This is a genomic window from Glaciecola sp. 1036, assembly GCF_050306235.1.
Taxonomy (GTDB): domain Bacteria; phylum Pseudomonadota; class Gammaproteobacteria; order Enterobacterales; family Alteromonadaceae; genus Glaciecola.
Map to the genome: position 1 here is coordinate 88551 of NZ_JBLWFH010000002.1, position 15172 is coordinate 103722.

At 42.4% G+C, this 15172-nt stretch carries 7 protein-coding genes; all 7 read left to right on the plus strand.

The window, feature by feature from the left end; translation table 11 throughout:
* Nucleotides 1-5 precede the first annotated feature (5 nt).
* Genes ACNKW3_RS03040 through ACNKW3_RS03070 form a run of 7 tightly spaced genes read left to right on the plus strand, consistent with a single transcriptional unit; the run spans nucleotide 6 to nucleotide 15055 of the window.
* A complete protein-coding gene (locus ACNKW3_RS03040; protein ID WP_427397792.1) occupies nucleotides 6-425 on the plus strand; it encodes a GPW/gp25 family protein in 420 nt (139 codons plus the stop codon).
* Between the two features lie 15 nt (nucleotides 426-440).
* Complete coding sequence (locus ACNKW3_RS03045; protein WP_427397793.1) at nucleotides 441-3545, plus strand: hypothetical protein; 3105 nt, start codon at nucleotides 441-443, stop codon at nucleotides 3543-3545.
* A complete protein-coding gene (locus ACNKW3_RS03050; protein WP_427397794.1) occupies nucleotides 3538-6099 on the plus strand; it encodes a hypothetical protein in 2562 nt (853 codons plus the stop codon). Before ACNKW3_RS03045 ends, ACNKW3_RS03050 begins: the two co-directional genes overlap by 8 nt.
* Complete coding sequence (locus ACNKW3_RS03055) at nucleotides 6096-8759, plus strand: hypothetical protein (protein WP_427397795.1); 2664 nt, start codon at nucleotides 6096-6098, stop codon at nucleotides 8757-8759. The genes ACNKW3_RS03050 and ACNKW3_RS03055 overlap by 4 nt, the downstream gene beginning before the upstream one ends.
* Nucleotides 8749-10236 (plus strand): contractile injection system tape measure protein, encoded by a 1488-nt coding sequence (locus ACNKW3_RS03060; protein WP_427397796.1) that lies wholly within the window; start codon nucleotides 8749-8751, stop codon nucleotides 10234-10236. The genes ACNKW3_RS03055 and ACNKW3_RS03060 overlap by 11 nt, the downstream gene beginning before the upstream one ends.
* Nucleotides 10203-11582 carry an ATP-binding protein gene (locus tag ACNKW3_RS03065; protein ID WP_427397797.1) on the plus strand — a complete coding sequence of 460 codons (1380 nt, stop codon included), beginning with the start codon at nucleotides 10203-10205 and terminating at the stop codon, nucleotides 11580-11582. Before ACNKW3_RS03060 ends, ACNKW3_RS03065 begins: the two co-directional genes overlap by 34 nt.
* Nucleotides 11579-15055 (plus strand): eCIS core domain-containing protein, encoded by a 3477-nt coding sequence (locus ACNKW3_RS03070; RefSeq protein WP_427397798.1) that lies wholly within the window; start codon nucleotides 11579-11581, stop codon nucleotides 15053-15055. Before ACNKW3_RS03065 ends, ACNKW3_RS03070 begins: the two co-directional genes overlap by 4 nt.
* Nucleotides 15056-15172 lie beyond the last annotated feature (117 nt).

The window sequence follows — 15172 nt, forward strand, 5'->3', positions numbered from 1 at the left end:
AGGGTATGAATGGACAAGGTTTTCTAGGTAGAGGTTGGCAATTCCCTCCTGCTTTTTCAGCGACGAGCGGAGAAGTCTTAATGTCTGAGGATGAGCAAGATATTCAAGATAGTCTTAAAATTTTATTGGGCACAACCCAAGGAGAAAGATTTTTAGTACCCAAATACGGTATGAACCTGCAACATTTACTATTCGATAATCTCAATACAACCGCTCGTACGTTATTGCGCGACAAAATCAAACGCACCTTATTAGTCTACGAATCCAGAATAAATGTCATCGACGTTTTTCTAGATGATAGCATGCTGCAAGAGGGAAAATTGGTTATCCAAATAGATTATGTTGTACGTGCCAACAACTCCCGATTTAACTTAGTGTACCCATATTATTTGCATGACGGTACCGAAGTTTCGCCAGCGCTTTGATAGGGACCTTGTCATATGTCACAGAACTTTCAAACGCCTGATATCGTTCAACTTTTATTGCCTGAACAAGGTCGTAGCCGACCGCAGAGGCTGCCCCAAGGATTGGCCTCAGACTACGTAAAAATCGATGAGCGCCAAGAAGCTGAATATTTTGATTTTATTAAGGAGTTGTCAGCAAAAATTAAGTTCTATTCGAACGATCCTGAAATTACAGATAACAATTGGGGAAATTTTTTCGATTTTGCACAGGGCCAGTCTGAATCTTGGTTTGAGCAGCATGATGGACAGATTTCACCTCACCTGAGTCTACTCAAGGTATTCGTTGAAAAATTGATTGAAGGGCCTATTCAGCAACAAAATACCTTTCTTAATTCCTATGTGAATTACTATTACCAAGACGTACTGAGATTCAGCAAAAACAAGGCTAGTCCAGATCATGCCCATGTGATAATCAGTTTAAAAAACGCCAGCCAACCTGTACTCATTTCCACCGAGCAAGCATTTTTAGCAGGTAAAGATGAGTTCAATAATCCCATCTTGGCCAACCCTACTATGGACACTGTCATAAACCTTGGCCAAATCGCTGAAAAACGCACTATTTATGTTGATGACCTAGATAAACCAGGTATTAAAATTGCACCCATTGCAGATTCTTTCGATGGATTGGGGGAAGATTTTCCAGAAGATAAAAAGGTCTGGTCTGGGTTTGGTCATCAAGACCTCACTGCCTGTGAAATAGGATTTGCGCTTTCCTCTTCGTTGCTCAATTTAGCAGAAGGAGAGCGCGAGATTTCCATTGAGCTAACGCTTGCTAGCACATTAAGTAAGAATGAGACGAACTTTGACAGCGTTTTTAAGGTTTACCTTAGTAGCGAAGAGGGTTGGACACAAGGAGTGTTCGCATCTGCAGTCGCCAAAGGTAATCTATTAACCTTAACTGTCAGGTTAGATGTTGAAGCGCCGGCTATTGTCAATTATTCGCAAGATTTGCATGGATTTTCTTTAGACGCTAATGCACCAGTAGTTCAAGTCACTATTGATAGCGAATCAACACATCCTCTTTTGTCAAAAATATACAAAGCACACATTGACGAAGTCAAACTGCGCGTGGATGTGACCGGCGTTACCAATATTCAAGCCAAGTCTGACGCTGGTCTCGTTTCCACCAACAGTGCTTTTTTTCCCTTTGGTACTAATCCTAAAGCCGGAAGCGAATTTTCAATTACTAGCGACGAAATCTTTAGCAAACGCCTAGCTGAAGTTAAGGTTAACATTGAGTGGAAAAAAGCCCCTCGATATCTTTCTTCTATTTATACCGCTTATCACGAGTATGAAACCCATGTGCCTGAATTACTCAGTAACGAGTATTTTACCGCTGATGCTAGTGTGGTGGACGGCAATAACAGAAACCTATCTCAGAGAAATGTCAGTTTGTTCAGCACTTCGGATGCTAGAGCGCAACAGCAAATCACAGTCTCAGAGAACCCTCCCATAGGACCTAAAATTCTAAACTTCCTAGACTACACCAGTGTTCTAGGCAGTTATCAAAGTCTGTGGGCGCAAAAACGCTATGGACAAATTTCGCTAATCTCTCCGATGTTCAGCGCGGTAAATACCAGCAAAACTAAGAAAAAATACAATCGACGTTTGAGTTTTGTGTTAGATAAAAGTTTCTTCCACGAAGAGTATCGTAAAGCTTATGTGAAAAGTGTCATGGCCGCTAAGGATGTAGATTCAAGCATAGTGTCTGAGCCCTACACGCCTGAAATTGGCGCAATTTCAGTGGATTATCAAGCCTATACGCAAAGTGTAAAAATCGCAGGAAGCAAGTCGGCAGATTTTGCTAACGACGCAATTCGTTTTTATCACCTAGACTGTTTCGGACAGCGCCGCGAACATAGCTATCAGCGCAGCCAAATGCCGTTTGCAGTAGATCCGCGAGTGAGTTTATTTCCCTATAAAACTGAAAAAGGAAGTTTGTTGCTTGGGTTAGAGAATTTACAGCCGGGAGATAGCTGTCAGTTGCTCTTTAAAGTGGTAGAGGGAAGTGCTAATCCCAGTTTAGTACCAGCAGATATTACTTGGTCGGTACTCTGTGATAATTATTTTAAACCGCTAGATGAAAAATCCTTGATATTTGACCACACTCAAGGCCTGCAAACCACTGGTATTGTCAGAGTTATTTTTCCAAAAGAGGCTACTACTGAACACAGCTTAATGCCCAGTGGGTACCTTTGGATTAAATTAGCTATCACAGGGTCTGCTGCGTCGGTATGCCAGTTGGAAGACATTTTTGCCAACGCCATTGAAGTGGTAGCGGTGCAGGATGAGGCGCAGATGAATGCCACTAAGATTGCAAGTGGGGCAATTTCAAAACTGCAGAAAACGGTTTCTGCCATTAAAAAAATCGAACAACCCTTTGCTGGATTTGGAGGGCAGTCTGTAGAGTCTGATGATGACTTTGCAGCTCGTGTTTCAGCTAGATTAAGACATAAAGATAGAGCAATTACGTTGTGGGATTATGAGTCTATGATATTGGCCAATTTCCCACAGATTCATCGAGTAAAGGCTTTACCTCATGCTCGCCCCGGCCATTGGCAAGCACCTCAACACATTACGCTTTTGGTTGTACCTTATGTCGAAATGGAGAGCTCCTCAGAGCCTCTTACACCAAAAGTAAGTACTCACACGCTCGAATCTATCAAAGATTTACTCCTACAAAAATCTGCCATGCAGGCGCAGCTTCATGTGGTTAATCCAAGCTATGTTTATGTAAGAATGCAGTTTCAAGTGCGTTTTATGCCAGGGATAGATTTTAATTTCTATCAACAAGAATTAAATGATGCATTGGTGAGTTTATTTGCGCCCTGGACCAATGATTCTGCAAATGCTGAAGATACATTATCAAGTCCTAAATTTGGCGGTAGGGTATTTAAGTCAGTGGTAATGGATTTTATCGAAGAGTTGCCATATGTTGACTTTATTACCCAAGTGGTTATGCAAGCGTCTGAAGACGGTTCGGCATTTTATGAAGATACTAATAGCTTGAAGGCAATGTCGCCGGATCAGATTTTAACTTCGGCATCTGAGCATCTTATTACGGAGGTGACAGATGACTGAATACACCCTCGATAGCAAAGCGGTTGCAAACACAAATCTAGATCCAGTGCATATCTATAACCAAGGTATTGAACGACTAATTGCCTTAAGTCGGGACGTGTGGAGCGATTATAACAAACATGATCCTGGCATCACTTTTTGGGAAGTATTAAGTTATTTGACCACTGAGTTGGCCTATAAAACTGACTGGTCTGTGTCGGATATTTTGGTGGACGGTATTGAGCACGCAGATATAAGTGGCAAACAACATCTGCTCAACCAACATTTTCCTGCCCCAGACGTTATTTTACCCTCGGCGCCGTTAACTCAAGCCGATTATCGAAAACTCATTGTTGATATACCTAATGTTAACAATGCTTGGCTCATTCCAACTACCGTTAATTTATTCTATGACAGTCTAGATGAATCAGTCACTCTTTCAACTAGAAGCGGTAAAACCATTACTGAAATTAAGGTGGCTGGTGGTTATCAGGTCAAAATCCTTCTGGCAGAAGGTTTAAATAAAGCAGAAAAAGAGCAGGTGTTATCGGAGGTTGCAAATAAATTAGCAGCAAATCGCAACCTTTGTGAATGGTTCTATCCCCCCGAACTAGTTGCAAAACAGGGTTTTATTTTGTGTGGAGATATAGAAATTGAAGAAAATGCTGATCCTGTACAAGTCAGCGCTGATATTTGGTTCAGTGTGCAACAACATTTACTTCAACCTATACAGCACCAAACGCCCTCTGAAACAGTAGATAAGCTTGACTGGTCAGAGTCGCTGTTCAATGGTCCCCTACTGGAGCATGGCTATATCAGTGACCAAGATATTGCAAATTCCGCGCTTAAAACTCACATACGCCTCTCTGATATTATCAATATCATCATGGATTTACCGGGCGTGGTTGCAGTCAAAGAGCTGATCATAAATCCCGAAGGGACAACAGAGCCTTTGGAAAACATTTGGGTGATTCCTGTCCAACCAGACAAACAAGCTTTGCTTAAACCACAACAAGGTAATCTTGCATTCTATAAGCGTGAATTACCCACCTTTTACGATAAATCTATCGCGTTAACCGAATATAGAAAGTTGCTTAAAAATCTCCAAGACGCTAGCCAACAAGGAGTTGATTACTCATTAGATGCGCCCCTTTCTGAGAACAGAGAAATTATTGATTATCACAGCGTGCAATGGGATCTTCCCGCAGTATACGGGCTCAGCGAAGCCGGTTTGGGCGCCAATGCCACTAAATTGCGTAAAGCGCAAGTGTTGCAATTAAGAGGATTCTTATCTTTCTTTGATCAACTGGCGGCAAACTTTCTTGCCCAAACCCATCATATTAAAGACCTGTTGTCTTTAGACAAAGACCAAGTGAACAGTTATTTCACCCAAATTCCCCAGAGTATTGAAGATTGGCAAAAGCTATATGGCACTGAATCGCAAGCGCTTTCAAATCTTCAGCAGCTAGTGCAAAACATAGATATTGATTTAGAACGACGCAACCGCTTCATGGATTTCATGGTAGCCAGATTCGGGGAGGATATGACCGGCCTTACAGCCATCATGTTAAACGCCTTTGAACCCAGTTGGCAAAAAACACTGAGTTATAAAATTGATTTTTACAATGCGTTACCCGAGGTCAGCAAAAATCGCAGTCTAGGTCATAATCTGTCACTTAAACAAGAGGTCTGGAACACAGATAACGTGTCTGGTTTAGCCAAACGATTGTGCCGTCTTTTAGGGATCAGTAATCACTCTCGGCGGAACCTTAGTGATATCGCCTTTGATATTTATGCTGAGATAGACACCACGCCTGATGATGAATTTCGCTTCCGTATCCGCAATAAAATCGATGACAAAATATTGCTCAGTAGTAGTACCAATTACCTCACAAAAAATGATGCCAAAAAAGAAATGCGCATCGCCATTAAACTTGGTATGGAAGCTCAAAACTATGTGATCGCTAAGACGGTTGATAATCGATATTACTTCAACATTGTGGACGATACGCAAGAGGTTGTTGCTAGGCGCATAGAGTATTTTAGAACCTTAAGAGATTGCCGCCGGGCTATCCGCCAAGTTATTGATTATTTGACTATAAATTATAGCGATGAAGGTATGTATATCTTCGAGCATTGGTGGTTGTTACCCGATAGTGACCAAGATTCTACTTTGCCAGTGTGTCTGGATCAATCATGCACAGAATGTGTAGACCCTTTTTCCTATCAAATTCACATTATTCTGCCCGGATATGGAAAGCGCTTGGGTAACATGGATTTTAGGCGCTATTGCGAAGGGGTGATTAGAAGTGAAGTCCCTGCCCATATCATGCCCAAAATTTGCTGGATAGCGAAAGATCAAATGGCGCTGTTAGAACGCGCTTATAAAGATTGGCTATCGGTTTTTCAAGGTACTGCAAAAGCCAATGCAAGCAAGAAAAAGCTCGCTTTGCTAGAAGCACTTAAACAATTACACAATATTTATCCCGTTGAAAACCTTCATGATTGCGATTCTGACGAAACAGGATTTGTGATTGGAAGAACTGCGTTAGGGACACTTAAGGAGTCAACATGAGTAGCGTCATAACAAGTCTCAAAGAAATATCGCAGCAGTACACGGTATTCTCCAAAGATCAGGTGTTAACTGATTCTCAGTTAAATAGCATTACGGACTATTTAGATGATCAAACTAGGCTAACCCGCACCGCATTAAGTGGTGTCGGCATAATTGAGGGGTTAGTGGTAAGCGCCACTAATACTCAATGCTCTCTAAGTAAAGGCGTTGGTATCACCCGTGATGGTGACTTGTTCGCAAATTACGCTCCGATCAGATTTGATCGTGCAAAGGAATTTCCTGATGACGGACCCGAGTATCCGCCTTTTATGAACGCTGAAAAGCGACTCCCCTTGTATCAGTTAGTCGAAGTCGGTGCTGATGATCCAAAAGCAGCCCCTATTTCACAACTCGATATAGCAATTCAAAACTGCTTGTTTATTTTGTTTGCTGAAAGCGTTATTGAAGATACCGATATATGTACTGGCACAAATTGCGACAACGGTAGTCGCACCTATCATACGCGTATGCGAGTACTTGCTATCGATTTAAACTACGCAGAACTATTACGCTCGCCGAATTTAATTGCCTACCCTTCGGAACAAGAAGTAGCGCGCTTATATCCGCCTAGCATAACCTTTAATGCCTCAATTGATACGCAAACAGAATGGTTTAGCCGAGTACGTCAGCAGTGTGCCAATATTGGCAAACAATTAAATGCAGCTTTTTCATCATTCTGGCCGAACTACAAAGATTATTTATACCCTTACTTTGATGGCAACCCCAGTGAAACTTGGGCCGGCCGGCTTCAGGCCGCATTAGCGAAATCGAAAACAGAAAATGCTAGAAATCAATATTTGTACGAGTTTTTAAGTGACCTCTGTGACACATACAATGCATTAATAGATGCATTAGAAGAAGTGCGACCGGGACTTTTGGTTGGCGCAGATTCCGGAAGTAAGCATCTTCTGTTGGGAACTATTGGTGGCCAAGGATTGCGCTCTGAATTTATCGCGGCGCCTATTCATGCAAGACAAGCCATGCAACCTGTGCATTTTTATGTAAATAAACTGACAGAGCTTCTCGCCAGTTTTGGTTGGACCCGCATCAGTGCACTTAAAATTACTCCTTCAAGTCACGTAGAGCCTAGCTTGCCCGGCTATTACGGAGAAAATACCTTTAACCTTTGGGATTACGCAGCAACACAAAGCAATAAAACTCGCTATTTGTTAGGATACAATGCAGATAAAAATAACCCCAGAGGTGGTGCTCAAGCTCCCCTTGAACGACGCCAATCTGGGTTTGATTTCTATCGAATTGAGGGGGTTTTAGGCAAGACATTTTCAGCTACACAAAGTCAGTTGAAGCAGTTAATAAAACAATATCACCTGCCTATTTCAGTTACTGGCGTACTCATTGAAGGCAGTTTCAATGATGTCATTATTCCTATTCGACCTTTCACCAATAATTTCGGCCATCTGAAGCACATGTTCAAAAAGGATCTCAGTTATCAGTTACAAGATGTGACGAATTTCAGCACCAAATTTAAAAATGAAGTGGTGGAAAAATCCCAGCAACAACCCTTGGTAGACGGGGAAGATATAGATCTCAGCGACAAAGTACAAACCCGAGATAACGAAATAAGAAGCAAAGCGACTAGCGCTATGTCATTGCTTAAAAAAGATAAATTGAACACTGAAGAAAAGACAATGTTCAAAGCCGATCTTACTGCGGTGGTAAAGAGCGCAGGTATGTTCAAGTCCGATGTAGCCAGTGTTTCTACCACCCACTTTCCTACTATGTTTGATCAAATCATTACCAGTCCAACCATCCGCTGGATCGATTGGTTAGATATTTTGGCGGATGATGACGAAAAAACAGAAAAAGAAAAATCTCAATTACCCTCATTTTTAAGTGAGTTTCCCGGGTTTGAGGTCAGCAATGGGGTAGTGCGCGGAGGAACTTTCGTGTTGGTCTATAACTCAAGTGGCACTATTGTTGGTACTGGCATGTTATCTCACTATATTCCTATGCCCGTGGAGCGAGTGCCTTTATTGCCCAGTTTACCTAAATTTGAGTTTCCATTGGATCAGTTGCGGGTGCCAGGCATTCAAGTAGCGCCATCCTTGGGCAAACGTTTCCTTGATTTTGGTTCTTCTGTTACTCAGCAAGTCGACGAGCGCTTTTCCAGTAATACTAATTACCTTGATGTGTTTAGAGATTCTATAGGCATAGTGCGCGATATTTATATGCCAGAGACATCTGTAATCACGCCTCAGATTCCCGGTGACTACATTCCCATAGAAGATATTTTGGTTGATGGTGCCATGTCCAGCATGGCAGCCGCTGAAAAAGAGATACAATTTTTAGATGACAGGATCGCAAGAGCGTCTTCGGCAAACGAAAAACAAGCTCTTGAGTCAAGAAAGCAACAAAAACAACAACAAATGGCTGAAGACATGGTGTTTGTAGCTAAGTATGTAGAGACCAATACCAGCATTTCCGCTGACAAAGGCAATCAAGTAATTGCAAATTTAGGCAAAACGGGTAAGTCCCTTTCAGGTAATGATCAAGCCATCGACATGGTAAAAGCTGAAGTCGAAAATGTGGCGAATGACAGTCAAAATGCGACCTTTAAAATGAACTTAAAAAATGTACTAGGTGCGAATTTTGGATTCTAATTTGCACCGCGTTAAACGTTTGCGATTTAACGCTTCTGTTAATTCTACAAACAATGGTTTTGCATTGCGCCAACTCTTGCAGTCCAGCGTGCCTGAGCTCGAGAGCGTTTTGAGTCATACGCTGGATCAAGAAATGCCGGTACAGGATTGGTTGTTCATTCCGAGTTTACATCTAGATATTGATCTGGCTGATACACAAATGCAAGATCGTGAAGCCATACTAGATGCCATTCAAAAAGCACTGTTAAGCCAAATCGAAGGCGTAAAAAATGCCGTTAGGAGCACTAGCAATCTAGCTTCTGGTGAATTTAGTGAAATTTTGACCAACCAAAATGGCAAAGCTGATAGAAATGCTAGTACCAAAAAACCAAAGGCTTTTAGTAATCAAGACAATCTAATTGATGTGTTGTTTTACTACTTATCTGAGGGGATTTTGCCATGGTATCGCCAAACCGATAATGATATTGAACGCCAATGGAAAGGACTATTTAAAAATCAGCAAACGGTCAAAAACTGCAACCAGAAAATTCATTTGCAAAGCATGCGGGAGCGCTGGATACACCTGCTTATAACCCATACTGAAGACTTTGAATTGTTAACTGTTATCTTAAATTCGGAGTTGATAAATCAAGAAACGGCTAAGTTATTGATTCGATTTTTCGAACAGCATACTCAATCAACAACGCACTCCGACATTATTAGTTTGCTTTTAGTGTTTACTGCGCCCAAATTAACTACTTTGGATAAGCGCTCCCTCGATCAAGCTGAACGAGCTATTTCAGTTCTATTCAAAAATGTTCAAGGCGTTAGCGCAAAATCTGAACTACAGCAAATTCAAAAAAGGCTTCTTAATGCAATTAGCAGCCTTGATGCCAACTCGCTGCCTGATTCTATCGCGCGGTCTCAAATCTTGGATACTCCACAAGTATCAGTTGAAACTAATCAGCCAAGATCACATGAAGAACAAGCAGGTGCTGAGATTATTTCGATACCTTTTGCTGGGCTGATCTTACTGCACCCTTATATGTCTCGATTATTTAGCGGACAGGGATGGCTTGATGATCAAAAACAATTAAAAGCATCGGCAATAAACACAGCAGCAAAAGCACTTTGTTATTTGAGCACTGGCAATGCAAGCCTACCTGATTACCAATCAGGCACCATAAAGCTATTGTTGGGATTACCGCTGGCCACATTTTTACCTTTAAATGAAGAACCATTAGAACAGAAAGTCATTCATGACTTAGATAACCTGTTGAGCAGTTTTATTACCCATTGGGGAAAAATTGGCAATATCTCTCATCAAGGGTTACGCGCCGGTTTTATGCATCGACAGGGGCTATTGCAACACACAGAAGAATACTGGCAATTGAGCATAGACAGAAAAGCCCATGACGTATTACTGGATTTTCTTCCTTTTAGCATTTCAACAGTGAAACTCCCATGGATGCCACTACCAATTCACCTAACCTGGTAAAACAGGCTAACACTAACGCTAACGCCCTAGAACTTGAGCTTCTGTGGTTGGCTGAGGTTTTGGATGCGCGGATTCAAGCCTATTTCTACGACCAGGGCGGCCCCTTACATTTTCAATTCGAAAAAGCTCAGCCACCTGATCTAGATCCTAGCTCTAATTTAGCCCGCCTGATTACTAAGTATTCACTAACGGCTGCGCAAAGGCTGGTTATTGCGTTAGTTATTGCGCCCTACATTCGACCGCAGTTGTTAGATGTGTTTTTTGTGCCTAACAAGTATATCCAACGAGGGCACACCGAATTTGGCGGCTTACAAGCGCAGGGGCACAGTGGCTTTATTCCGACCATAGAAACCGCGTTATTCGTACTTTGTGGCGATTGTCTTAACGAGAGATTCAATCTAACCCAAGAGTTCACTCTATCCAGCGTACTGTTTACCCAAGGGATTATTGAACATGAGTCGCTAGGGCCTTTAGAACCTTGGACCAGTAGTGTTCTTACCATGCCTAAATCTATGCTTGATCACCTCACCACTGGCGGGCCTTACGAACCTGCTTATGGAAAAGACTTTCCAGCCAAAAAAATTACGACCTCTCGCAAATGGGAAGAATTGGTATTACCAGAAAGTTTACTCAGTCAATTAAGAGAAATTGCAGATTGGGTCACATATAGCCCTGTGTTAATGCAAGACTGGGGGATGGACAATAAGCTTTCACCAGGTTACACGGCGTTGTTTTATGGGCCGCCGGGGACAGGAAAAACGTTTTCTGCGAGTTTACTAGGGTATTTGACCAACCGAGATGTGTACAAAATTGACCTGAGTTTGTTGGTGTCGAAATATATTGGTGAAACCGAAAAGAATTTAGCCAAAGTATTTGATGCTGCCGAGCATAAAGGCTGGATTTTATTCTTTGACGAAGCGGATGCCATTTTTGGTAAACGCACGCAAGTGGATGATGCAAAAGATAGATACGCGAACCAAGAAGTAAGCTATCTGTTGCAACGTATAGAGTCATTTGATGGCATTGTCATATTGGCATCCAATTTAAAAGCCAACATAGATGATGCCTTTATCCGACGTTTCCAAAGCATTGTGGCTTTTCCTATGCCAAGTGCAGCTGAACGTTTAGCCATTTGGCAAGGGGCGTTTTCAGAAAAATCCAGACTGGATGATGATGTAGATTTAAGGCAGTTAGCCAAAAAATACGAAATAGCCGGTGGCACCATCATGAACATTGTTCGCTTTAGTAGCCTGAAGACCCTAAGCGAAGGCTCGAAAGTTATTAGGTTAGCCTCTATAGAGCAGGGGCTAAGGCGAGAGTTTGCCAAAGAAGGTAGACGCATATGATGCAGACGGCGAGTAAAACGAAAACTACCACAAAACGTGCTGACACTAGCGCGTCTGTGGTGTTTCGCTCCGCTGCCAACAAAGACAAAGAAAAAGATCCAGTTCAAGGCAAATTCTTCAAAGCTGCATTAAAACCAATGCGAGTTTCATCTCCTGATGATCCTGAAGAAAAGGAAGCCGACGCCACCGCAGATAAAGTCATGCGAATGGCCGAAAAAGAAGAAACACCAGTAAGTTCTTCTCAGCCAGCAATCTCGACCAAGAAGCAAGAGGAAGAAGATACCAGTATAAAACGTCAAACAATGCCTGAATTAGCGCGTAAAGCCCAAGGCAGCGTGAATATGAAAGCCAATGTGCAAGCGGACATAAATCGCGCAATGTCAGATGGAAGCCCTCTACCGTTGTCGGTTCGCAAATTTATGGAGCCCAGATTTAAAGCAGATTTTAGTAAGATAAAAATCCATACGGATACAACCGCGGCTAAACTAAATCGCCGTTTGAGTGCAAAAGCATTTGCTTATAAAGAGCATGTATTTTTTGCTGAAAATCAGTTTAAACCTGACAGTAAAGATGGCAAACAGCTGATAGCACACGAACTCACTCACAGCATTCAGCAAGGTGCCGCGCCTCAACAGCAGCAATCTACCACCAAGCAAACAGAATCTACAGCAAAAACTACTAATAAGTCTTCCGCAACCACTAATTCTCCAGCATTATCACGGAAAGCAGAGGTTACTCACAGAACGCAACCTAGTATTCAACGTTTAGGTGTTCAAGACGCCTTGGACTTTTTTGCAGATGCTGCTTATCTCATTCCTGGTTTTCGCATGCTATGTATATTGCTGGGCAGAAATCCTATTAGTGGCAGCAGAGTTGAAAGAAGCGCAGCCAATATTTTAAGGGCCGTGGTCGAGTTTTTACCCGGCGGTATTATCATTACCACGGTGCTGGACCGCTATGGCCTTTTCGAACGAGCCGGTAATTGGATTAACGAACAACTAGACAGTTTAAATCTCACCTATGACAGCTTGTCTCGCTCTTTATCACGTTTTTTAGACAGTTTAAGTTGGAGCGATATTTTCGATTTGGATGGGGTTTGGCAAAGGGCTAAACGCATATTTACTGAACCTATAGATCGAATCGTCAGGTTTGCTCGGAACCTGTTCAACACTATTAAACAGATGATAAAAGACGCGGTTTTGATCCCACTCGCACAATGGGCATCCCAAACCCGAGGTTGGGATTTATTATGCGCGGTGCTAGGACGAAACCCTATTACTGATGAAGTTGTTGAGCGCTCACCTGAAAATCTTATCGGTGGCTTCATGAAGTTTATTGGGCAAGAAGAAGTGTGGGAAAATATAAAGCGCGCAAATGCTATTCCTAGAGCTTGGGTCTGGTTTCAAACTGCTTTGGCCGGAATAAGTCGTTTGGTAAGGGGTATTCCACTCACCCTAATGCGAATATTCGAGGCACTACGCGTTGCAGATTTACTTAACATTCCCGAGGTTTTTGCTCGGATTTTGGGCACCTTTGCAAACTTTGCTATTAATTTTATTCGCTGGGCTGGTGGTACAGTAGCAGATTTACTCAAAATCATTTTTGAAGTCCTAGCGCCAGGGATGATGCCCTATCTTCGCAGAGCTAGAGGGTCGCTAATGTCTATTATTAGAAACCCGATTGACTTTGTGAAAAACCTTATTCGAGCCGGCGTTTTAGGCTTTAGACAATTTGCCCAACGATTTTTACGCCATTTGCGAACAGGGTTTATCAATTGGTTGACAGGTTCTCTTGCAGGTACCGGCGTGCATATTCCGACCTCATTTTCATTGACCGAAATAATCAAATTTGTGCTTAGTGTGTTAGGTGTTACTTGGCAAAGAATTCGCCAGAAACTGGTGACGAAAGTGGGCGAGCCCGCAGTGACTGCTATGGAGCGAGGATTCGATATTGTAAGAAAGCTGGTAACAGAAGGTCCTATGGCATTATGGGAGCAATTAAAAGAGACTCTGGCTAACTTACGAGATACTGCCATTGAACGTATTATGAATTTTGTGTTGGAACGAGTGGTTCAATCTGCTGTTACCCGCATCATATCTATGTTGAATCCAGCTGGTGCATTTATTCAAGCCATCATGGCCATTTACAACACCATCATGTTTTTTGTTGAGCGCATGAGAACCATAATCCAAGTTGCGCAATCTTTTCTTAATTCCATTATGGATATTGCAGCAGGTAGATTAGCCCCAGCAGCTGCTAGAGTTGAACAAACATTGGCAGGCATGTTGAGCCTTGCGATTAGCTTTCTTGCACGTTTTATTGGGTTAGGCGGAATTTCTGGTCATATTAGTAGAATTCTAACGCGTATTCGTGCACCAATAGATCGTGCATTGAATAGCGCTATTGATTGGGTGGTACGGCAAGCCAGAAGAATTGGTGGCTTTATAATGCAAGCCGGTGTGCCCAGAGATCCTCGCATTCGTTTACGACGAGGTTTAGATGCGGCTAAAGCCATTGTGCGAAGATTACCAACCAACGGGTTGGGGGAAGCTGTTATTGTTCGAGCATTGAGGGTAATTAAAGAGCGCTATGGATTTCAGCAATTAATCCCCAGAATAAAAAATGGAAGTTGGTGGATATTTGCCAAAATTAATCCTGAACTAGATGAAAATTCAGGCAAGGCTGCAAACGGCGCTACAGAGCAGCAAGTGGCAGGAAATATGCCTGACATCGTAGATGTTTTAGATCCCAGTGACACATTGCTCATCAGGCAATATTCCAGAGAGCGACGCTCAGGGGAGTTTACCAATGCGATACACAACGGAAATCAAGTTACTCTGAGTAAAGTTGGATTTCAGCGAGATAACGAGTATGTGAAACAAGCTGTTGGTAGCCAACAAAGTGTCAAATACACAATTTCTGAAGCTAGCGATAAATACCCAACGCCGCCGCGAATAGTCGGCATAGTAGATAGCGGCAACCCAGAAGAAGCCACTACCTATGATCAGCATCGCCGCGCGTTTGGTACTACGAAAAGGCGTTGGTGGCGAGGTGATGAACCTACAAGCCCAAATGTTGCTTGGTTAATTGAAAAAGGTTGGTTATTGCCAGGTGACAAAAAAGGATTACAGTCGGGCACTCGCAAATGGCGTTTTATTCGCAATTTGTTCAATGCAGAAGAAGCAAAATTTTATGGTAACAAGTCGGCCAGTAAAGCCAATATGCTGGCTGCCTTTGATCAACATCCGAATAAATTTAGAGTTGAAACCTTTTATCAAGCATGGGATCGCCGCATCGCAGAACAAACCGAAATTCATCATCTTCTTCCTCTAGATTTTGGCGGAACGAACAATCAAACCTTTATTCCACTGTCCCGTGACATGCATACCAAAGACGGCAGTAAAAGTATTCATTTAGCTTTTTGGAATCCAATGAAACGCTGGTTATTAGGCTTACGTGGCGCGCAGGCCTAATGTAGTGACGTTTATTACTACTGAGAATCGTCACTGAGATGGCAATCTCGCTCTTGATGAAATTTACGGATGTTTATATAGCTAGCGTATGGTCGAGCTGATTTAAATAGTAGTAAC